The organism is Saonia sp. (assembly GCF_056326165.1).
The window spans coordinates 270,467-294,199 of record NZ_JBWFBN010000002.1; the positions used below are offsets into that span (position 1 = coordinate 270,467).

Annotated in this window: 11 protein-coding genes; 10 read left to right on the forward strand and 1 reads right to left on the reverse strand. The window is 36.8% G+C overall.

Features of this window, described 5'->3' with window-relative positions; genetic code table 11:
- From AC000W_RS03905 to AC000W_RS03950, 10 genes are all read left to right on the forward strand, one after another.
- Positions 1-4,860 (forward strand): T9SS type B sorting domain-containing protein (locus AC000W_RS03905; protein ID WP_474746199.1); only part of this gene is annotated, 4,860 nt, incomplete at its 5' end.
- A 17-nt stretch (positions 4,861-4,877) separates the two neighbouring features.
- Complete coding sequence (locus AC000W_RS03910) at positions 4,878-5,765, forward strand: PorP/SprF family type IX secretion system membrane protein (protein WP_474746201.1); 888 nt, start codon at positions 4,878-4,880, stop codon at positions 5,763-5,765.
- 190 nt (positions 5,766-5,955) lie between these two features.
- Positions 5,956-9,909 (forward strand): hybrid sensor histidine kinase/response regulator transcription factor, encoded by a 3,954-nt coding sequence (locus tag AC000W_RS03915; RefSeq protein WP_474746203.1) that lies wholly within the window; start codon positions 5,956-5,958, stop codon positions 9,907-9,909.
- Between the two features lie 288 nt (positions 9,910-10,197).
- Positions 10,198-13,413: a SusC/RagA family TonB-linked outer membrane protein gene (locus AC000W_RS03920; protein ID WP_474746205.1), complete on the forward strand. Its 3,216-nt coding sequence runs from the start codon at positions 10,198-10,200 to the stop codon at positions 13,411-13,413.
- A gap of 17 nt (positions 13,414-13,430) precedes the next feature.
- Positions 13,431-15,098, forward strand: coding sequence for a RagB/SusD family nutrient uptake outer membrane protein (locus AC000W_RS03925; RefSeq protein ID WP_474746207.1), 1,668 nt, complete (start codon positions 13,431-13,433; stop codon positions 15,096-15,098).
- Positions 15,099-15,173: 75 nt separating this feature from the next.
- On the forward strand, positions 15,174-16,643 hold the full coding sequence (locus tag AC000W_RS03930; protein ID WP_474746209.1) for a TolB family protein: 1,470 nt from the start codon (positions 15,174-15,176) through the stop codon (positions 16,641-16,643).
- Positions 16,644-16,739: 96 nt separating this feature from the next.
- Positions 16,740-17,492, forward strand: a complete 753-nt coding sequence (locus AC000W_RS03935) for an SDR family NAD(P)-dependent oxidoreductase (RefSeq protein WP_474746211.1) — start codon at positions 16,740-16,742, stop codon at positions 17,490-17,492.
- Between the two features lie 124 nt (positions 17,493-17,616).
- On the forward strand, positions 17,617-19,323 hold the full coding sequence (locus AC000W_RS03940; protein WP_474746213.1) for a GMC oxidoreductase: 1,707 nt from the start codon (positions 17,617-17,619) through the stop codon (positions 19,321-19,323).
- A gap of 2 nt (positions 19,324-19,325) precedes the next feature.
- Positions 19,326-19,895, forward strand: a complete 570-nt coding sequence (locus AC000W_RS03945; protein WP_474746215.1) for a gluconate 2-dehydrogenase subunit 3 family protein — start codon at positions 19,326-19,328, stop codon at positions 19,893-19,895.
- 24 nt (positions 19,896-19,919) lie between these two features.
- On the forward strand, positions 19,920-21,185 hold the full coding sequence (locus AC000W_RS03950) for an Nramp family divalent metal transporter (RefSeq protein WP_474746217.1): 1,266 nt from the start codon (positions 19,920-19,922) through the stop codon (positions 21,183-21,185).
- Positions 21,186-21,193: 8 nt separating this feature from the next.
- Here AC000W_RS03950 and AC000W_RS03955 read toward each other — a convergent pair whose 3' ends face one another.
- Positions 21,194-23,725 carry a DUF7133 domain-containing protein gene (locus tag AC000W_RS03955; protein WP_474746219.1) on the reverse strand — a complete coding sequence of 844 codons (2,532 nt, stop codon included), beginning with the start codon at positions 23,723-23,725 and terminating at the stop codon, positions 21,194-21,196.
- Between the last annotated feature and the right edge of the window lie 8 nt (positions 23,726-23,733).

A 23,733-nucleotide genomic window follows, 5' to 3' on the forward strand; every position in this document is an offset into this window, starting at 1 on the left:
GTAACTGTTGATGATGTAGCAGAGACGGTAACGTTTACCATTGATGCAATAGCAGATGTAAACGTAAATGAGAATGTAGCTTATACCAGTGGAACGCCAAATATCACAGGAACTCCTGTAGGAGCGGTAACATACACACTAGGAGGAACGGATGCCGCTGACTTTACCATAGACCCAGGTACAGGGGTTGTGAGCATGGTCGCTAGGGATTTTGAAAATCCTGTGGACAATAATGCGGATAATGTGTATGAGTTGACCATTACAGCAACAGATACGGACAGCAATACCGATTCTGAAGATTGGATTGTAACCATTGATAATGTAATGGAAACAGTAACCATCACTATTGATGCTATAGCCGATACCAACGTAAATGAAAATGCAATTTATACAAGTGTGACTCCAAGTATTACGGGCAGTCCAATTGGCGCTGTAACCTATGCTTTGAGTGGAACAGATGCAGCGGATTTTACTATCAATGCCTCAACAGGAGTTGTGAGTATGGTAGCAAGGGATTTTGAAGCCCCAGCAGATGCTGATACAGATAATGTATATGAAGTAACCATTACTGCTACGGATGATGATGGCAATGCTGATTCAGAAAGTTGGACGGTAACTGTTGATGATGTAGCAGAGACGGTAACGTTTACCATTGATGCAATAGCAGATGTAAACGTAAATGAGAATGTAGCTTATACCAGTGGAACGCCAAATATCACAGGAACTCCTGTAGGAGCGGTAACATACACACTAGGAGGAACGGATGCCGCTGACTTTACCATAGACCCAGGTACAGGGGTTGTGAGCATGGTCGCTAGGGATTTTGAAAATCCTGTGGACAATAATGCGGATAATGTGTATGAGTTGACCATTACAGCAACAGATACGGACAGCAATACCGATTCTGAAGATTGGATTGTAACCATTGATAATGTAATGGAAACAGTAACCATCACTATTGATGCTATAGCCGATACCAACGTAAATGAAAATGCAATTTATACAAGTGTGACTCCAAGTATTACGGGCAGTCCAATTGGCGCTGTAACCTATGCTTTGAGTGGAACAGATGCAGCGGATTTTACTATCAATGCCTCAACAGGAGTTGTGAGTATGGTAGCAAGGGATTTTGAAGCCCCAGCAGATGCTGATACAGATAATGTATATGAAGTAACCATTACTGCTACGGATGATGATAGTAATACTGATTCAGAAGATTGGACGGTAACTGTTGATGATGTAGCTGAGACGGTAACTTTTACCATCGATGCAATAGCAGATGTAAACGTAAATGAGAATGTAGTTTATACCAGTGTAACACCAAACATTACAGGAAGTCCTGTAGGAGCGGTAACATACACACTTGGAGGAACGGATGCAGCTGACTTTACAATCAACCCTTCAACAGGAGTTGTAAGTATGGTCGCAAGGGATTTTGAAAACCCTGCGGATAACAATACGGATAACGTGTACGAGTTAACTATTACTGCAACGGATACGGATAGCAATACGGATTCAGAAGATTGGACCGTAACTGTTGATAATGTAGTTGAAACGGTAACTATTACCATTGATGCAATTGCGGATACCAATGTAAATGAAAATTCGGCTTATATAAGTATAACGCCAAGTATTACAGGTACTCCAATTGGAGTAGTGACCTATACCTTGAGTGGAACAGATGCAGCTGATTTTACTATCAACGCTACAACAGGAGTTGTGAGTATGGTGGTAAGGGATTTTGAGGCTCCAGATGATGCCAATACAGATAATATTTATGAAGTGACTATCACAGCAACGGATAGTGACAGTAATACTGATTCTGAAAATTGGACGGTAACTGTTGATGATTTAGTTGAAGCGGCAGGTTTCACTATAAATTCAATTGTAGACATTATTATAAATGAAAACGCAGTCTATACAAGTACAACCCCAAGTGTAGTGGGTACACCAGTTGGAGCAATCACCTATACTTTGGGAGGAACGGATGCAGCTAGTTTCACAATAGATGGAGCAACCGGAGTTGTGAGTATGATAGCAAGAGATTTTGAAACCCCAGCAGATAATGACACGGACAATGTCTATGAAGTCACTATTACAGGAACAGATACAGGTAGCAATACAGATACAGAAAGTTGGATAGTAACTGTAGATGATGTTATTGAGACAGTAAGTTTAAGTCTTAATGCACTTACAGAGACAGTTTTAGAAAATGCAGCCTTCACAGGTACGGCACCAACTGTTACAGGAAGTCCTATTGGAAATCTGGTTTTTACAATTTCAGGAACTGATTCAGGTTTACTTGCCATAGATTCAGCAACAGGTGTTGTGAGCATGGTAGCAAGAGATTTTGAAAACCCAGCAGATGCTAATACAGATAATGAGTTTGAATATACGATTACCGTTACCGATGATGACGGCAATACTGCCAATGAAAATTGGACGGTTACCGTACAAGATGTTATAGAAACTGCAAGCTTCACCATTGACGCTATAGTTGATACCAACGTGAATGAAAATGCGGTTTATACAAGTGTAACTCCAATTATTACAGGTACTCCTGTAGGAGCGGTAACCTACACTTTAGGAGGAACCGATGCTGCTAGCTTTACAATCAATGCGGCAACTGGTGTTGTGAGTATGGTAGTAAGAGATTTTGAAAATCCTTTGGATGCGGATACTGATAACGTTTACGAACTTACAATAACGGCAACAGATGCTGACGGTAATTTGGATTCAGAAAATTGGACAGTAACCGTTGATGATATGTCAGAAACAACAAGTTTCACTATAGATGCAATAGCGAATACAAGCATTGATGAAGAAACACCATATACTGGTCCAACACCTTCAATTAGTGGTAGTCCTATAGGCAATGTTGTTTATACAATTGGTGGAGCAGATGCAGCAATTTTTAGTTTGAATAGCATAACTGGCGTAGTGGCGATGCCATTGCGTAGTTTTGAAAACCCAGATGATGTCAATGGAGATAATGTATATGAAGTAAGTATTACGGCCACGGACGAGGATGGTAATGCGGATACAGAAAGCTGGTCTATAACCTTATTGGATGTAGTGGAGATTGCAAGTTTTACAATCGATGTTATTGCTGATGACAATGTGAGCGAAAATGTAGCCTATACAAGTGTAACTCCAAGTATTACAGGCAGCCCCATAGGTTCAGTTAACTATACATTAAGCGGGGCAGATGCGGCAAGTTTCTCTATAAATGTATCAACAGGAGTAGTGAGCATGGCCGCAAGGGATTTTGAAACTCCTGTAGATGTTAATACGGATAATGTATATGAAGTAACCATTACCGCTACGGATTCAGATGCCAATACAGCTTCAACAAGCTGGACAGTAACTATTGATGATGTTGTAGAATCTGCCACAGGTTTTAATATAGACCCAATAGCAAATGTAAATATTGATGAAAATTCAGTCTATACCAGTGTAACCCCTAGTATTACAGGAACACCAGTTGGTACTTTAACCTACACCTTAAGTGGTGCAGATGCGGCAAGTTTCACTATAAATGCTTCAACAGGAGTGGTGAGTATGGTTGCAAGGGATTTTGAAAACCCTTCGGATTCCAATACTGATAATGTTTATGAAGTAACAATTACTGCCACAGATACAGCAAGTAATACAGATTCAGAAGATTGGATTGTAACGGTGCAGAATATTACTGAAGTAGTAAGTTTCACAATTAATGCAATAGCAGATGCCAATGTAAGTGAAAACACAACATATACTAGTGCAACACCAAGTATTACAGGAAGCCCAATGGGTACAGTAGCCTATACTTTAGGAGGAGCAGATGCAGCTAGCTTTACGATTAATGCTACAACGGGAGTAGTGAGTATGGTAGCAAGAGATTTTGAAACTCCAGAGGATGTTAACACGGATAATGTGTATGAAGTAACCATTACCGCTACGGATTCAGATGCCAACACAGCTTCGGAAAACTGGACAGTGACTATTGATGATGTTGTAGAATCCATAACAGGATTTAGCATTGACCCAATAGCGAACGTAAGTATCGATGAAAACGCGGCATATACAAGTGTAACACCAAGTATTACAGGAACTCCGGTTGGTGCCTTGACTTACACCTTAAGTGGTGCAGATGCGGCAAGTTTCACTGTAAATGCTTCAACAGGAGTGGTGAGTATGGTTGTAAGGGATTTTGAAAACCCTTCGGATTCCAATACTGATAATGTTTATGAAGTAACAATTACTGCCACAGATACGGCAAGTAATACGGATTCTGAGGATTGGATTGTAACGGTACAAAATGTAGTTGAAGGTGGAGATGATACAGATGGGGATGGTACGCCAGATAGCGAGGATGCTTTTCCTAATAATCCGGATGAGGATACTGATTCTGATGGTGATGGTATGGGGGATAATGGTGATGACGATGATGATAATGATGGAACTCCAGATAGTGAGGATGCTTTCCCTAATAATCCAAATGAAGATAAGGATACAGATGGTGATGGTATGGGCGACAATGTTGATGATGATGATGATGGAGATGGAATACCAGATGTTATAGACGATTCCCCAACAAATGCTTCAGAAGTATTAATACCAGCAGAGGCTTTTACACCAAATGGCGATGGAATTAATGATAGTTGGGTAATCCCTGGAATAGAAAACTACCCTAATTCTGTACTGACAGTTTATAATAGATGGGGTCATGAGGTTTTTGCTGCACAAGGGTACCAAAATGATTGGGAAGGAATGTATAAAACCAAATCCAACAAGTTACCTCCAGGGTCCTATTTGTATATCATTAACCTAAACAATGGAACGCTTCCAATACAAGGCTGGGTGTTCGTTAATTATTAAGCGTAAAAAAGCAAGAAATGAAAATTAAAAGTATATATATAGCCATTACTGTATTGTTCTTCTTAAATGTTGTAAGGGCGCAGCAAGACCCTAACTATACATTTTACAAGTATAACATGAACTTGATAAACCCTGCATTTGCAGGAACAAGTGAAATGTCAGACTTAGGAATAAATTATAGAAGTCAATGGGCAAGTATTGAGGGAGCTCCAGAAACCCAAAGTGTTTTCTTTGGAACTCCAATTAAAAAGAATTTGGGGCTTGGGGTTTCTATTATAAATGATAAAACGTTTATTGAAAATCAAGTGTCATTATCTATGGACTTTTCATATAAAGTGCAATTGGATGAACTAAATGAGTTGTTTTTTGGCTTAAAAGCTGGGTTTAATTCCTATAGAGCCAATACAGCTGGGTTGGCGACATACGGAATTCAATCTGACCCATCGTTAATGAACTTAGATGGTAGATTTAATCCCAATATTGGGGCTGGTGTTTATCTAAAGAACGAAGCGTATTTTCTTTCTTTCTCTATGCCAAAATTATTGACACCAAGTAGATTAGAAAACAATGACGGTACAGCAAGATTAAGTGATGATAGAATCCATGTGTACCTGGCAGGGGGACATGATTTTCCTTTGAGTAGTACAATTATGTTTAAACCAGTCGCTATGATTCGATATGTAAATGCATCACCCTTATCTTTAGATGTAACGGCGCTTTTTGAGTTCAGTAATCAAGTTGAACTTGGAGTGGCACATAGACTTAATGAAAGCATAAGTGCATTGTTTATTTTTAAAATCAATGAGTTGTTCGATATAGGATATGCTTATGAGACTGCTGTGGAAAATACGGTTAGCAACATAAATAATGGAACCCATGAAATTATGTTGAACCTTAAATTTTAGAAGAAAAACAAGAGTGCTTTCAACTTTATAGAATCTATAAAGGAAAAGTACTTAAATAGAATACAAAAGCATCGCTATATATCAATAGGGGTGTTTTTTTAATTAATGTAATGGCCTAAAGACCTTATACTACTGGGTGATTGCACTAAATTAGAATTTGCTATCTTAGGTGTTGCTCAAAAATGCAATCATGCTTAAGTTTGTTTTTACATTTATTTTGTTGGCCGTATCTACTTTTTCATGGGCACAACATTTTACTTTTCAAAAATATGGGGTTAGCCAAGGCTTAAGTAGTAATACTGTTTTTTCTACTATTGAAGACAAATATGGATTTATCTGGATTTCTACAGAGGAAGGTGTAGATCGTTTTGATGGATTAAAATTTAAACATTATACACTACCCAATTTATATAAATATAGGACATCTAACTATGTTGAATATAGATTAAAGATAGATTCTAATAACCAGATTTGGTTGGTTACCATGGGCGGTTTGCTTTATAAGTATGACTCAAAGAAAGATGAGTTTATGCTTTTCCATAAATTTGAAGAAAAAACGGACCAAGCTGTTCACACCTTTTTTATTGACCATGATGACAAACTATGGTTTGGTATGTATGATGGGGTACGAGTATTGGATCCACTTACCGGAAATTTTAATAGAATCCAAAGCGTTGCGTATTTAACTTCTGCAATAACACAAGATGACAATCACAAATACTATTTAGGCGGAGACAATGGTATTGTGGTTTTGGACAGTAATCAGGAATTTTTATATGATTTGCTAGAAGTTAGTTCATCAAAAAATACAGGCTTAAAAAATTCAAGAATAAACTCTCTTTTTATTGACAAAGAGAATGATAGGTTATGGATAGGCTCTAAAAAATTAGGGTTGTGTGCTTTTAATCTAATTAATTTTGATTTTAGTAAGCCAGAGAGTTTGTCTTCATATAAAGGGCTTTATATCAAGAGCATAGAAAAATTTTCTGAAAGAGAGATTATAGTTGGTATAGATGGGGAAGGATTGCTTTTTTGGGATTTAAATAATGAAAGAATAAATCAATTAATAAGCGATGATGAAACTGGCCCAAATGCATTGAGTTCAAAATCTGTTCAGCAAATTTTTAAAAATAGCTCAGGAGCATTGTTTATTTCTACCTGGCATGGTGGGTTAAATGTATATAGCCCTGGAAAATTAAATTTTCAATCAGTTGAAAACTTACCACACGATAAAAATTCGCTTAGAAACAATGTGGTAATGATGCTGGAGGAAATGTCACCTGGAGTCATTGCTTTTGGAACGGATAAGGGATTAAGTATTTGGGATAAGGAAAAAGATATATGGCATCAGGTAGATATAGACCTTAAAAAGGGGAAACATATGTCCAATTCCAGGGCAATCACAGTGGATAATGAACATAATATATGGTCTACATCCTATACAGATTCCTTAGTTCTTTTTAAAAAAGGCAAAAGACAAGGCTATAATAGCACCAAGGACTTTAATCCAGATTTAAGCACATATAATTTTATTAATGTCTATGCAGGATTAAATGACATGGTGTGGTTTAGTGATGACGATAACAAGAAAATATATTATTATTCTAAAATTTCTCAAAATGTAGGTCATTATCCTTTTACGGTAGGTAATGTCCAAGCAATGCTGAGTATAACCGCAAAACAACTTGCAGTTGGCACATCTACTGGATTGATACTTGTAGATACAGATAATGGAAAAATTGATGATAGGAACGTTGTTAATAATTCTATACTTAAAACTACTATGATATCTAGTTTGGCGATGGATTCTAACAAGCAGTTATGGGTAGGAACAAGATATGAAGGCTTGTTTGTTATTAATTTCTTTAAGAATACTTTGACAAAGCTTGCGCTAAAGGATGGATTATTGTCTAATCGGATTTTTGCTTTGGCCGCAGATGATGACCATGTATGGGCAAGTACCTCAAAGGGAATTTCAAGAATAGATAGTAAAAATAGCATAACCAATTTTACAGAATCTGATGGATTGATTTCGGTAGATTTTAATTATAACGCAGCAATTAGGGATTCTAATGGTCAAATGTATTTTGGAACCAATGATGGAGTTATAACATTTAACCCTGATGAGATTAAGCCAGTTAAATCAAACAAATCATTGGCTTTTAGTGAGTTCTATTTAAATCATAAACGTGTGTTGTCAGATGATGAATCTCCATTAAAAGAACCGTTGAATGATACAGATCTTATTGAATTGAAACATAACCAAAATTCATTCTCCATTGGCTTTACCAGTATAGATTTTTTACATTCAGATCAAGGCAATTTTCAATGGAAACTAGAAAATTTTGATCAAGATTGGGTATCAGACCCAGGAACATCCATTGCCAGCTATACTAACTTGTATCCTGGGGACTATATTTTTAGGTTAAGAATAATAGATCAAAAGGGGGAACTTATTGCTCCTGAAAAAAATGTAAAAATGATAATACGCTCACCTTTTTGGCTTACTCCTTGGGCTTTTTTATTTTATTTCATTGCCCTGTTGTTGTTTATAGCCATGCTTATATACACTAATGGTTTAAGAATACAGTCCAAGCATTCTAGAGAAAAGCTACATTATTTGGTGAATATAGCTCATGAAATAAAGACACCCTTGATGCTGATAAAGGCACCGCTGACAGATTTATTGAATAATAATAGAATAGAATCTTCCATGCAACAGGGCATTAATATTGCATTGAAAAATGCCGAAAAGGTCCATATGCAAATGATTCAGTTTTTAGATTTTAGGCATTTTAAATTGCGTAAAAAAGCTATAATTCTGGATTCAATGGATTTAATTAGGTTTATAAAGGACAAGATATTTGTATATAAGGTTTTGGCCGACAAAAAAAATATTGAACTTTCATTAGATACAAATTCTTCGGAACTTATTATTAATACTGATGAGAAAATATTGGATAAAATTGTGGGAAACCTTCTTTCCAATGCAATAAAATATACAATGAACAATGGTAAAATCTGCGTAAAACTTCTTGTGACAGATCGGAAATGTAAAATATTGATAAAGGATACCGGAATTGGTGTTCCCCCTTCACAGAAAAAGAAAATATTCCGTCTTTTTCATAGGTCTTTCAATGCACAAGAATCAGGAAGTTTAGGTACTGGTGTTGGGTTAGTGCTGGCGAGTGATTTGGCCAAACTAGTGGGTGGTAAAGTTGCTCTAGAGGAGAGTTCTTCAAACGGGTCCGTATTTTCGTTTACCTTTCCTTATGAACGCACTACAAAAATGAATAGCGATGTCCAAGTAATGGATAGTGTTGTGGATTTAAAAGTAGAAGAAGGAACGATAGGGCCAAAAATTAAAGTGCTTTTGGTTGAAGATGATGAGGACCTTTTAAACTTTAGTAAAAGTAAGTTGAATAACAAATACCATGTGTTAACAGCTTCAAATGGTAATTCTGCTTTAAAAATTGTTAAAAATTCTTTACCAGATATTGTTATTAGCGATGTGATGATGCCCAAGATAAGTGGCCTTCAGCTATGCATGAAGCTAAAAAGAAACATTGAAACATGCCATGTCCCAGTAGTTTTATTAACTGGTTTGGGATCTAAGGAGCATATAATGCAAGGGTTAGAAATTGGAGCAGATGATTATATTGTTAAGCCTTATGATTATGAACTTTTGGAAAGCAAAATTGAAGGTTTATTACAAAATAGAATGGTTTTAAAACGTAAGTTTTTAATACATAATGAAAGAGAAGGGGAGATTAAATTTTCTAATAAATTGGATGACAATTTCATGAAAGAGCTAACGCAGTTGGTAGAGGACAATATTAGCGATACAAATTTCTCCATTAAGGATCTATGCGAGGCCATGGGAATGAGCAGAACTTCTTTTTATCATAAACTTAAATCTTTGATAGATGTATCTCCCAATGAGTTTGTACGTACCATTAGATTAAAAAAGGGAAGATCAATGTTACTAAAATATAACTACAATGTAAGTGAGGTGGCTTATAGTGTTGGTTTTTCAGACGCCAAGTATTTTGGCACATTGTTCAAAAAATATTACGGACAAAGTCCTTCTACCTTTGTTGCCGAAAAAAAGCTAAACCTAAAGCCTAAATCCAATTTGGCATAAAGAAGCATGTATTTGTTATAAAACTAAATTTGCTTTATACATCTCATTTTCAATTAATTATTGTTTTAAAGTTCATTTCCAAGGCAAATTGGAATGCTATTGCTGTTGCAAATGATAAAATACCTACCTGTTTAAACAGTTTTTCGACCTCTCTATTTTAAAGTATTTCTACTTTGTGTGAATCAAAATACCTATCCGCAAATTTGGTTTGTGGTTAAGTTGCACCCATTTTGACTATTGCTATTTAAGCAAGCTTAACTAATTAAATTAAACTAACACACAATGATTATGAATCAAAAAATCACTCATCATTGCCTAAAACCGAAAGGAAGAGAACACTCTTTTGCTACATGGTCTTTATTAATGTTGATTTGCCTTACACTACAACCGTTAATGGCGAATCTTGAACCCAATTCTTTTAGAATTGAAATGGAAGTTGTACAGAACACAATTACTGGTACTGTAACTGATGCCGATGGAGCGCCATTGCCAGGAGCCAATGTTTTGGTAAAAGGAACTACCAATGGTACCCAAACAGATTTTGATGGAAACTATACCATTGATGCAGACAGTAATGATGTATTGGTTTTTAGCTATCTTGGATTTACCACACAAGAAGTTGCTGTAGGTGTAAGTTCAGTTATAAATGCCATACTAGAGGAAGATGCAAGCCAGTTAGATGAAGTGATCGTTACTGGGTATACAACTCAGTCTAAAGCTACTGTAACTGGAGCCATGTCTCAAGTGAATACAGAAGAAGCATTAGCTGTTCCAATACAGAATGCAGGGCAGGCACTGCAGGGTAGAGCCTCAGGTGTAAGTGTAGTAGGCGGTGGTCAGCCAGGGAGTACTCCCTTAATAAGAGTTAGAGGTTTTGGAACCACCAACGGAAATGGCCCCTTATTGGTAATTGACGGTATGCAAACAACAGATGCCAGTATTTTAAGCCAAATAAATCCAAACGATATACAGTCAATCAACGTACTTAAAGATGCTTCAGCAGCGATATATGGTGCAAGGGCTTCTAATGGTGTTGTTATTGTCACCACTAAAACTGGTTCTAGAAATGACAAACCTACTGTTAGCTTCAATTCATATATTGGATTTCAGCAAGTTGGCAAGACGCAAGACTTGTTGGATGCCCAGCAATTAGGTGATGTTTTGTGGCAAAGCTTTATAAATGATGGGGTAACACCTACTCATCCTCAATATGGCAATGGACCTAACGCAGTAATTCCTCAATTTATTAGAGGTTCTGATGCGTCACCATATGATATCAACACAAATAAAATTACTAGAGGTTCCAATACAGATTGGTTAGATGAGATTTTTCAAACAGCTATGATACAGAATTATGATGTATCAATTCAAGGTGGAAATCAAAAGAGCCGTTATTTAATGTCCGTTGGATATCAAAATACTGAAGGGATACAAATACATACAGGTTTTGAGCGTCTTGTTACAAGGTTGAATACTGAATTTGATGTAACAGATAATATAAGAATTGGCGAACATCTTAATGTTGGTTTTACTGATCAATTGGCACAAAACCAATTGGGCGGCGCACTGAGAATGCCACCTTTAGTACCTATATATGACGATGCAGGAAATTTTGCTGGTGGTGGACCATCAACAGCTGCAGGACTTAGTAATGTATCCAATCCAGTCGCAGAGCTCATAAGAGGAAAAGATAATTTTGATAAAGGAATTAGAATTTTAGGTGATGTGTATACTGAAGTTAAATTTTTGGATGGTTTTACAGCAAAATCTTCGTATGGATTCAACATCAACGATCGTACGATAAATGATATTTCCAGGGCAAATCCAGAAGCACCAGAACCTAAGACCAATGCCCTTACAGAAACTAATAGTAGAGCAATTTCATGGATATGGAGTAATACCATTAGATGGGATAAAATAATAGGTGACCACAACATACAATTCCTGGGTGGTGTGGAAGCTGTAAGTGATGAGTTTAGAATTACGGGAACTAGAGTACAGAATTTTTTGCTTGAGGATACCGATTTCTTTATCCTAGGTGCAGGTACTGGAACACCCTCTATTATAGATAGTAGATGGGAAAATAGCACACTGTTCTCCTATCTTTTTAACGCCAACTATTCCTATAAAGATACATACCTTGCTTCTTTCTCTTTAAGACATGATAAGACCTCTAGATTTGCCGAAGGAAATAATACAGGTGTTTTTCCTGCCGGAAGTTTGGGATGGGTTATAAGTAATGAAGATTTTATGTCAGACAATAATACATTTTCATTTCTTAAGCTTAGATTATCGTATGGAGAGTTAGGAAATCAGGATATACCTGTTCCCAATCCAGACGTAAATATATTAGAAGCACAACAAGAAGTCGGTTTTTATCCTATTAGCGGAGCTTCTGTGGCTACCGGTGCCATATTATCCTCTCTAGGAAATCCTGGACTAAAATGGGAACGTTCCAGTCAGTTCAATATTGGATTGGATGCTGGATTGCTGAATGATAACATTAATGTATCGTTAGATTATTTTAACAATACCACTATTGATATGATTATTGCTAGTCCATTACCAACTACATCTATTGATGCAGACGCTGCATTTATTAATGCGGGTGAAGTAAATAACAAAGGATTTGATTTCACATTTAACTACAATAATCCAAATCAGACATCAGAATTAAAATGGGATGTTGGTTTAAATGTTTCTGTTTATAAGAATGAGCTTGTTAAGGTAAATGGTGATAATCCAGATGCCTTCCTTAATGGTTCTGTATTTAGGTCAGGTACAATAACTAGAAGTTCTAGTGGACAACCAATATCTTATTATTATGGTAGAGATGTAATTGGAATATTCCAAGATGCAGGCGAAGTATCCTCTGCACCTGATCAAGGCTTTCCTACTCCAGAGGATGGGGTTGGTAGATTCCGTTATAGAGATATAGATGGGAACGGTATTATTAATGATGATGATAGAACAGTACTTGGTGATCCGCATCCAGATTTTACATATGGACTAAATGCAAATTTCACGTATAAAGATTTTTTCTTAACATTTTTCCTTCAAGGAACACAAGGAAATGAAGCCTATCATTTTTCTAAAATAGAAAGTGATTTTCCAACTTTTTTAAATAGTAATAGAAGTACTAGGGTGTTGGATTCTTGGAGCCCAACAAATACAGATGCAATATTACCAGCATTAAGTACTAGTATTCGCAATAATGAGTCGCAACCAAATTCTTATTTTGTTGAGGATGCTTCATACATGCGTTTAAGAAATGTTCAGCTAGGATATAATTTTGAATTGCCAAGCTTAAATATTACTAACGCCCGAGTGTATTTACAAGGAACCAATCTGTTCACGATTACAGATTATCAAGGTTCAGAGCCAGAGATAGGAACCACTGGTGGTGGTCTTAACGAGCCTGCTGCAGATTTAACCATTGGGGTTGATGGTGGTAGATTCCCTCAACCAAAGTCTTTTATTCTTGGCTTTAACATCACTTTTTAATTTTAAAATAAACTAAAATGAAAAATATATTAAAAACAGTTTTAGCATTTCTTATGCTATTTTCATGTAGTGATGAGTTCACTGATATTGCGCCAAAAGGGAGTTTAAACTCCGATGCACTGGCCAACGAACAGGGAGTGGATTTGCTTTTGATTGGAGCATATTCCATGTTAGATGGATTTAGATTTGGTCTTACTCAAGACTATCGTTCCAGTGGTGATAATTGGTGGTTTGATGTGGTTTCTGATGATGCCCATAAGGGAGCTACAAATGGAGATCAAAATGAACTTTATTTGTTAGAACATTATGATTGGGCTACAAATAACCCTTATATAAGGGATGAATGGGTGGGTCCATTTGCAGGCGTAAATAGAGCTAATGCTGTTATTGCCCAAGCAAATGAAATAGAGGGTGTTGATCTTTCTAGGCAAATAGCAGAGGCACGGTTTCTTAGGGCTCATTTTAATTTTGAACTTCAAAGAACTTTTCAAAATATTCCTTTCATTGGAGAGGAAGATTTAAGCGACCCTAATAAACCAAATACTGGACCTATTTGGGATAAAATTGAAGAAGATTTTCAAGCTGCGATAAATGATCTTCCAGAAGACCAGGGAGAAGTAGGAAGGGCAAATAGATGGGCTGCCAAAGCGTATCTTGGAAAAACATATTTATATCAAGGTAAATTTTCCGAGGCATTGACCATGTTTCAAGATGTGATTAATAACGGACCCTATGCATTGAATCCAGAATATGTTGACAATTTTACCGTAGCTGGCGAAAATGGCCCTGAAGCAATATTTAGTATAGAATTCCTTAATGATGGAGGTGATTCTTTTAATGGAAATAGAGGAGGAGCATTAAACCACCCTGGAGGAGGACCTTTGGGTACTTGTTGTGGTTTTTACCAACCTTCTCAAGATTTGGTAAATGCTTTTCAAACAGATGGAACGGGATTGCCTTTGTTAGATACATTTAATCAAACAGATGTAACTAACGACCAAGGACTTGCATCTGCAGATCCTTTTACGGTTCATAGTGGTCCATTAGATATAAGACTAGATTATACAGTAGGAAGGCGTGATATTGATTTTAACGGTTTTGGCCGTAACCCTGGATCAGATTGGGTTAGGGTACAGGCAGCTGGGGGGCCTTATTTAGCTGCTAAGAACACTTATAGAATAACAGAACCAGACGCTAGGTCAACAGGAGGGCCTTGGGGTCAAGATCGTTCAGGAATAAATTACAATGTCATCAGATATGCAGATTTATTATTGATGGCGGCAGAGGCACTGGTGGAAACCGGGGATCTTGATACAGCTCTTTCTTATGTGAATCAGATAAGAAATAGGGCAAAAAACTCAACCCCGGTACCAACAGTGGACGGTGTAAACCCAACCAATTATGAAGTGGAACCCTATACAAGTTTCCCAGATCAGGATTTTGCTAGAAAAGCTGTGCGTTTTGAGAGAAGAATTGAGTTAGGAATGGAGGGGCACCGTTATTTTGATTTAGCGAGGTGGGGAATCTTGGAGGAAACAATAAATGCCTATTTTCCTAATGAGGAAAGAACTATTCCAGGAATTAATATTGGAATTCAGGCAGAAGCAAAACATAACATGTTTCCTATTCCTATTGAAGCTATTGATTTAAGTAATGGAGTTTTGGAGCAGAACCCTGGTTGGTAAAGTAATAATTAACATAAATATTTAAAAATGAAAATCAAATGCTTGTTATTTTGCTTATGCGTATCTCTTGTGACTATGGCTCAAGAAGAAAATCCAATAGGTGATTTTAAATTTAATGAAGATATAGGTAGCCCAAAATTGGCAGGCGATGCCTCTTATGATGAAGCAACACAGACCTATACAATTAAAGGGGCAGGATATAATATATGGGGTCAGCGAGATGAACATCGCTATCTATACAATAAAATGAGCGGGGATTTTATTGTAACTGCAAATTTTAAGTTTGATGGGGTTAATGAAGTGCATCGTAAGATTGGATGGATGGCTCGTTCTACTAATGCAGATAATTCTGTAATGGTAGGTGGATTTCTTCATGGCGATGGTCTTACAGCCGCACAATGGCGAGAAAGAAGAGGAGCCGATATGCAAAATCCATTTGATGATGTATGGGCTACAAAACGCTATTTTGAAATTATACAGTTAGAGCGTAAGGGCAACAAATTTATCATACGTGCTGCACAAAAAGGGGAAGCTTTAGAAACAATAAGTTCCAAGGTTTTAGATTTTATGCCAGAAGAAGCGCTTGTCGGAATTGTAATTTCATCACATGATGAAGATGTTGTTGAAACTGCCAAAGTTTGGAATGTTCGTATTGATAAACCCGTAGCAGATGGTTATAGCGTCCGAGATAATGGTTGGTTAGGATGCCGTTTGGAGACAATGAATGTATTTAATGGAACACGTAAAGTTATTTATGAAAAGGATGGTCGCTTTGAAGCCCCAAACTGGATGCCAGATGGCAAAGAGTTATTATTTAATATGGACGGCTCTCTTTTTACCATTCCAATTAATGGGGGAGAGATTGAAAAGCTGAACACAGGTTCTGCGGATAGGCTCAATAATGACCATTGTATTTCTTTTGATGGGAAATTACTTGGGATAAGTCATAATGATGGAAATGGGTCCAATGTTTTTGTACTGCCACTTACAGGAGGGGAGCCCAAAGCTGTAACAACAGATGCTCCTTCCTATCTACATGGTTGGGGTGCAAACAACAGAGATATGGTCTACGTTGCACAGCGGAATGGTGTGCAGATATATGATATATACAAGAAGTCTATCAAGGGCGGTAAAGAAGTGAAGTTAACCAATAATAAAAAGTTGGAACATGTGGATGGGTGTGAATACTCGCCAGATGGAAAATATATTTATTATAACGGTTCCAAAAATGGGGGTACAATGCAGCTTTGGAGAATGAAACCAGATGGAAGCAAAAAAGAGCAAATAACTTTTGACCACTATAATGATTGGTTTCCACATATCTCTCCAGATGGAAAGTGGATTGCCTTTATTTCGTTTGATACAGATATAGCTTTAAACTCTCATCCATCATATAAAAAAGTGATGTTGCGTTTAATGCCAACTTCTGGTGGTGCTCCAAAAGTTATAGCAACTATGTACGGTGGGCAAGGAACAATTAACGTGAATTCTTGGTCACCAGATAGCAAACATATTGCCTTTGTAAGTAACTCAGGCAGAAAATAGAATAACCAATGACCAATACCAGTAAGTTCATCAAGAAGACTATTTGTCTTCTTGGTGAGCTTTTTAATTTTTTAAGTTCAATTTAATACTAAAATCATGCGATTTAAAAATAAAATAGCGCTGGTTACTGGAGGTGCAAGGGATATAGGAAGAGCTATTTCTATTAAACTGGCTTCTGGTGGAGCAAAAGTGATCATCAATTATTTTCAATCAGAAGAAAGCGCAAAAGAAACGCTGGACTTAATTAAAAAAAATGGAGGAGAAGCTACCATATTTAGGGCAGATTTAACACAATCAAATGAAGTTAAAAAGTTAAAAGATTTTTCCATTAATACATATGGAAATTGTTTGGATATTTTGGTGAATAATTCTGGGGGATTAATTGCACGTAAAAAATTAGAGGAACAAGATGAAGGTTTTTATAATGCAGTAATGGATGTGAATTTTAAATCCCTTTTTTTAGTGTCAAAAGCTTTTGTTGGAATGATTCCTGCTGGTGGAAGTATTGTAAATATATCTTCATTAGCAGCCCGTGATGGAGGTGGAGGGGGATCTTCCCTTTATGCTGCTTCAAAAGGCGCCATTACTACCTATACCCGATCACTTTCTAAAGAATTTGGACCATCTGGCATTAGGGTTAACTCAGTTTGCCCTGGATTAATAAATACCACTTTTCATGATACTTTCACTCCAGATGAGGTTCGGAGAAGAGTGGCTAATTCGACTCCATTGCAAAGAGAAGGAACCTCTGAAGATGTTGCTAACCTTGTGGCTTTTTTAGCCTCGGATGAAGCATCATTTATTACGGGCTCTAATTATGATATTAATGGTGGTCTAGGGTTTTCTTGAATCAATTTAAAAAGTAGTACATGGTATTTTTTAAATCCGAAAAAGATAAATATTAAGAAAGTCCGTATCTTACAGGAACAATAAAAAGCTAACAAACAACTAATAAGATTATACGATAATTATAATGAAATCAGTAAACTTAAATATTAACGCAATAGCTGAGAACACGTATGATGCTATTGTAATTGGCTCAGGAATGAGCGGAGGCTGGGCAGCTAAAGAACTTACCGAAAAAGGTTTAAAAACCTTGGTTTTAGAACGGGGTAGAAATGTAGAACATATTAAAGATTATACTACTGCTCATACGCCCAGATGGGAATTTCCACATAGAAATAGAATGCCAACAAGTGTTACAGAAGCAAACCCTATTATTAGTAAATGTTATGCATTTGGAGAGGCTACTGAGCAATATTTTGTAAAAGATGCAGAACATCCGTACGAACAGGTAAAACCTTTTGATTGGATTAAGGGATACCAAGTAGGAGGGAAATCTCTTATGTGGGCAAGACAAGTACAACGATGGAGTCCTATGGATTTTGAGTCCAACGCCAAAGATGGTCATGGAGTGGATTGGCCCATAAGATATGAGGATTTAGCACCATGGTACAGTCATGTTGAGAAATTTGCGGGAATCAGTGGTAATAAAGATGGTCTTCCTCAACTTCCAGATGGTGAATTTTTAAAGCCAATGGAAATGAATTATTTAGAAAAGCACGTAAAAGAATTATTCAAAAAAAGCTATGAAGACAGGCCATTAATTATTGCAAGAACTGCTAATATAAGTGAAAAGGTAGGAAGTAGAGGCCCTTGTCAATATAGAAGCCTGTGTGAGAGAGGATGTCCATTTGGAGGATATTTTAGTAGTAATTCATCTACACTGCCAGCAGCAATGAAAACGGGTAATATGACCTTAAGACCATTTTCAGTTGTACATTCTATAATATATGATGACAAAAAAGGGAAAGCAACAGGTGTAAAAGTGATTGATACCAATACAAAAGAAATTACGGAATATTACGCTAAAATTATATTTGTAAATGCAGCCACGCTCAACACTACATTGATTTTAAAGAACTCAAAATCTGACCGTTTTCCAAATGGATTAGGTAATGATAGCGGTGAATTGGGACATAACTTAATGGATCACAATTACAATGCTAGAGTGGAGGGTGAGTTTGAAGGGTTTGAGGACAAATATTTTTCTGGTAGAAGACCTACGGGGACATATATAGCACGCTTTAGAAACTTTGGTAAGGATAAACAAACTGCATTTACTAGAGGTTATGCATATTCCTGTGGGGGTAGGAGAGGACCTGGAAGTGAAGTAAGTGAAACTGTTATAGGTAAAGAACTTAAAGATGATTTAACCTCTTTAGGACCATGGAGGTTTACAATGGGTGGTATGGGAGAATGCCTGCCTTATCATGAAAACAAAGTGACTTTAAGTAAAGATAAAGTTGATGATTGGGGAATGCCATTGCTACAAATTGATGCAGAATTAAAGGAGAATGAACGAGCCATGGAAAAAGATATGGTAGAAACGGCCATGGAAATGTTGGATACAGCTGGTTTTAAGAATATAGAGAATCGTAAGCAGTCTAGAAATATGGGGCTTAATATCCACGAAATGGGAACTGCTAGGATGGGAAGAAGCCCAAAAACTTCTGTGCTCAATGCACATAACCAGGTTTGGGGAGCAGAAAATGTATTTGTTACTGATGGAGCTTGTATGACATCCAGTGCCTGCCAAAACCCATCATTGACGTATATGGCAATCACTGCTAGAGCTGCCAATTATGCGGTTGAAGAATTAAATAAAAGAAATTTGTAAGCATGAATAGAAAAGACTTTTTACAAAGAGCTGCATTAATAGGGGGTACCGCAATGGTATTACCAATTGGGATTTTACAATCTTGTGAGTATACTCCAAAGTTGCGTACAGAAATCTCAGAAGCAGATATTCCTTTGTTAGATGAAATAGGAGAAACCATACTACCTACAACTCCTGAATCGCCGGGAGCTAAAGCTGCAGAAATTGGTGCTTATATGGTGGTAATGATAAAAGATTGTTTTTTGCCAGAAGATCAAGAGATTGTTCTAAATGGTCTAAATATGTTAGATACATACTGTGCAAAACAGTACAATAGTTCCTTTGAAGGCTTAAGTTCGGATGAAAAATTTAATGTTTTACAGGGCTTGCAAGAAGAAGCTACTGCATTGTCATTAGAACAAGAAGGAATGGAAGAACCCGTTGTACATTATTTTGACCACTTAAAAGGCCTTACTACCTCAGGATATTTTTCTTCTGAAATTGGTATGACAATAGCAAGGGAATATGTGCCAATACCAGGTAAGTACGAACCTGTTATTCCATATAAAAAAGGGGATAAGGTATGGGCCTAGAAATTAAGGCATGCCTTTTTTAAAATGAAAACTAATTTTAGAAAGTACCTTAATAAACTGGCACCTTCCATTCTTGCCATTGGTTTTACCATTGGAACAGGGAGTGTTACATCTATGATAGTGGCGGGTAGTCGCTACGGAATGGATTTGCTATGGGTGTTGCTGCTAAGTTGTTTGTTTTCTTGGGCATGTATTGAGGCTTACGGAAGATACTATATTGTAACAGGGGAAACAGCCTTGTTTGCTTTTAAAAAGCATCTGAAATATGGAAAAACAATTTGCTGGTTGATTATAATTGGACTGACCTTTGGACAATGGAATTCCTTAATGGGAAACCTTACGATTACTTCCAATGCTATTTTTGAGACTTTAAATATTTTTTGGCCAAGTTTAGCAGAACATTCTAAATCTTTGGTTTTACTATTTGCGCTGATTAATGTTGGTACCATTTATTTTATATTGAATAGAGGTAAGTTCCATTTGTTTGAAAAAGTACTTCAGATTATTGTGAGTGTTATGGCACTTAGTTTTCTGTTTTCAATATTTATTGTTTTACCTAATCCAGTTACTGTTGTTAAAGGTCTAATTCCGTCTATACCAGAAGTAGCAGGAGCAAACAGACTTATCATTGTGTTTGTGGGTACAACAATGGCATCTGCTACATTTCTTTCCAGACCACTTTTTATTCAGGCAAAGAATTGGGAAATAAAGGATAAAAAGTTACAATCTATTGATGCCAGAAACGCTTCGTTTTTCATATTTCTTATTAGTGCATCCATTATGGTTATTTCAATGGCTACTTTATATCAAGATGGAAAAACAGTCACTAAAGTTCTAGATATGGTAGGTACGTTAGAACCCATTGCTGGAAAATTTGCTTTGGTCATTTTCTTGACCGGCACTCTTAGTGCAGGTCTATCCTCCATTTTTCCCATAATGATGATTACTCCGTTGATGTACTCGGATTATTCAGAGGGGAAATTAAATATGAACACAAAATTTTTTAAAATTATTACTGCAATTGCTGCTATTATAGGGCTTATTGGCCCTGCGTTTGGAGGTGCTAACCCAATTGAAGTGCAGCTTTTTACTCAAGTATTTCTAGTACTGGTGCTTCCATTAGTTGTTTTGGCAATCATAGTCCTTATTAATAGGAAAAGTAGAATGGGAGAACATAGAGCTGGATGGATATTAAATACAGGATTGGTTTTAGCTTTTATGTTCTCTGTATTGATTGCTTTTTATGGCGGAAAGGATATTATTGCCACATTTAAACTGTGGTTAGGTTAATTAATATTCTATTTCACATCAAAAGTAATGGTGTCCAATTCCGATTCTTTCCAAGGAGTTATTTTACCTTGGGTTCTAAAGCGAATGCCACCAACGGTTCTATTTGTTACTTCAGATTCTGAATGTCCCCATGAATTTCTTATATAGGTTAGAATAGCCGCTATTTCCTCATTTTGAAGAGTTGAGAAAGATGGCATACTTGGTAGAATGTCTGGAATATCATATTTTTTTCCATTAACAGTCACTGGTCCCTCCATACCGTACAATAAAATCATTGTTAGTTTATAATCTTCTCCAGTGACCCATTCTGACTGTTTTAATGGTGGGGCAAATCTTGCCATACCTTCTCCCTGTGTTCCATGACAGCTTGCACAAAGATTTAAATATTTCTGCCTACCAGTAGCATATACATTCTGATCTATATCTTGGGATGAGTTGTTGGTTGCAATTTTAGTATCTTCCACTTTTCCGGGCCATGTGAACAGCTTTTGTAAATTATCCCATTGTGATTGATTGCCCTCATCCGTTTTATTTTTAAATAACTTGGGTATAGCTGCCAATTTTATTTTTACGGTATCATTGGCACCGCTATAATTAAGCATGCCATTGATAATGGCATTTTTGACCCATATCTTGGAATCGTCTTTGGAGTTTTCGGCAATATGAAAAAGATGGTTAATTTCATCAACAGATTTTTTTCTGGTAATTCCTGTTACCAACATTTCCAGAAATATTTCTCTATTCTGACCATAATCTTCCCATTCCTTTTCGGTAAGTAAATATTTTAATAGGTGAGATTCCCTATTTTCCAAACTGCTCATGGCAACATCTCGTGCAACTGGTAAATCTCCGTAACTTTCCAAGAATTTCTTGGTAATCTGGAATGCCATTTTCGCATCAATTTGATTACTTATTAATACCATTTGCATTTGCACCAAAGGATTTACCTTGGAATAGTTTGTTTTTATAAACTGTTGAATTTCTTCTTTTACTTCTGGTTGATTTGGGATTAATTGAACTAAAAGGCGTAATGCTGTTTGAACAACTTTTGGGTCTTTTGCCGTAAGAGCAGAAATGTAGGTTTCAGAATTAGAATAATTTAAGCCTTCGAGTGTCCAAAGTGCATGAAATTGCCCAAATGGATTACCATTGGCAACCATCTGCTCTAATTCTGGAAATAAAGAAGTGTCTTCCTTTTCTACCAAAAGTCTTTGTGCCATATCTCTGGTCCATCCATTAGGGTCTTCTAAAAGGGAAACCAATTCAGATTCATTCAAAGATGCTAAATCTTTAAAATTATTGGATTTGTTCTTTTTTGAGGAAATTCGCCAAATTCGCCCCATATTTATTGGTTTGTCCAGTTTTCTTTTTAATGTGGTTTCTCTTAAATAGGGAGTCATATAAGGACCATGCTGAATAATGCCTTTGTACATATCTACAACATAAAGAGCACCATCTGGACCAGTGGCCAAGGAAATAGGTCTAAAACGCTCATCTGTAGAGGCAAGGAACTCTTTGTTTTTATAGACTCCTTTTGCACTAAGCATAAAACCATCTTCAATTACTTTGTTCCTTTTAATTAAATTGGCAGTAGGCTCACAAACAAAGGCATCACCTAAAAATGTATTTGGAAGTGCATCTCCGCGGTAGACCAAAGGCCCACAAGCGGATGCAAATTCCAAAAGTTTTCCCTCAGTGTCCAATGTTCCCGGAACATAACCCCGATTTACTGCTGTGTTGCTTCTAATGGGGAAAATTTCTCTTTCCAAAGTAAGTCCATGGTCAATACCACTGGATGGAACATGGTTTTTATTTCGTTGTAAAGTATTTGGTGGAACTAAATCCGCATGCAGTTGGGACCAATTGTAATTGTAGAACAATCTGCCTGCATTATCATGGCTAATGCCCCATTGCCCCCTAAATTCTGTTTGGTCTCGTACCCACTTTCCATCTATACTTTTATAACGTGATTTGGACTTGGCATTGTAGTACCAGTTATCCATACCTCTCCAAAGACCATTACCAGAATGTTCTGGCATGCCAATACCACCATAAGTTGAATCTATTAAAATTTTGGAATCAGCAACAAAATCACCATCAGTATCCTGAGCATACCATAAAGGGAAATTCTCTGCAAACAAGGCTCCACCATTTACTACAGCAATTGCTCTTGGTAATACAAGACTATCCATGAATATTGTGCTTCGGTCCATTTGTCCGTCACCGTCATCATCAAACAAAACAGATATTCTCCCAATTTTATCCTTTTCACCTGTTCCATCAATATCCTGCATAAATCCCAACATTTCCACAACCCAAAGCCTTCCTGCCTCATCAAAAGAGATTGCCACCGGATCTTGGACAAGCGGTTCAGAAGCCACCAATTCTATTTTTAAATCTTCTTCAGCCAGTTCAAAAGATTTTAGAGCTTGTTCCGGAGATAGAGGCGGTGATGGTTCTTGTTGTTTACAGCCAAAAACCAATGCAATACAAAAGAAAAACACATATTTTATATCAGATGGGCGAATGTTCTTTTGCATTGTATTGG